This is a genomic window from Haloquadratum walsbyi J07HQW2, assembly GCF_000415985.1.
In the GTDB taxonomy this organism is placed as follows: Archaea; Halobacteriota; Halobacteria; order Halobacteriales; family Haloferacaceae; genus Haloquadratum; species Haloquadratum walsbyi_B.
Genome location: NZ_KE356561.1, coordinates 2,670,651 through 2,671,719, shown reverse-complemented (window position 1 = coordinate 2,671,719; position 1,069 = coordinate 2,670,651). Strand labels below are relative to the sequence as shown.

Sequence of the window (1,069 nt, the reverse complement as noted above, 5' to 3'; positions counted from 1 at the left end):
GGGTGACCTCAAATCCGCCCTCTCCAGCGACGATCGTCTCATCCGTCACTGTAGCTACCTCAAGCCCGTCTTCGACAGCATCATTTAGTTGAGACTCGAGATGAAGATTCGCGCTCATGCCAGTCAGAATCAATATATCAGTTCCTCGCTGTGAAGTTGCATACTCACATTGTTATTCCAGAGACCTGAGAGTTGTTTGTGCGGCGATAAAACGAATGTGTCATCATCCGGTTCCAGTTTAACACACAAACTCACTTCCCGGTCCTTCTATATCGAATATCCAAGTGTCGAAGATGATCTGGTCGATTATATTTAGGTGCTCACAGTTCTCAAACTCATCGTCTTCGTAGTAGCGAGGAGAACATGACTAACACGTCACCTTCCTGTGCTGCTTCGCGGTCATGAAAGAGTTTGTCAACAACAGCATTACTTTCGACCGTTTTCCGGCCTTGCCCCAGACCACGCTCTATGTCTTCAGAAACTCTATCTGTGGGTTTGTGGTCAACAGTGTTGCACTATTCACCTCAATCGGTAGATTAGTTATTTAGGTTACCTCTAGTATTACTTAGTTGTCACCGAGTTTATTCCTGAAATGCTTGAGACTGGTATTGATCTTCCGTGCGGCGGCTATCGAACACTCGTTATTTGTATCTTCGCTGGAATTGCAATGATGATCCCACTGTCGTACGTCTGATCGATTCTCTATTTTTCACTTTGGACCATGATCACTCTTGACTCACATGGACTATCAGTTTCGACACCACAATTAATACACCTTTTCGCCGTTCTACGCGGATTAACTTAGATGATGTGCGCACCGGACAGGTCGCTATTATACTCTAGCATCTCGATGAACATACGCCACGCAGCGTCCTGTTCGTTTCGAGCGTTTCTGTGAGACCGTAATAATTTAGCCGGTCAATGCATCACTCGCGGGAGCGAAGTTGATTTCACTGCCCCTGCCAGCCGCTTGAGCCCGCTCGTACAGCATATATGCGGCCGCAGTTGTTTCGATGCCTGTCCCACCCGAGTCGAACACCGTGATTTGATATTACTTGTCCGTCCCGGG

General features: G+C 47.3%; 1 pseudogene. It reads right to left on the bottom strand.

Annotated features, from left to right (window positions below):
• Window positions 1-910 precede the first annotated feature (910 nt).
• Window positions 911-1,069, bottom strand: a pseudogene (locus J07HQW2_RS18785) (ornithine cyclodeaminase family protein); the annotation flags it as partial.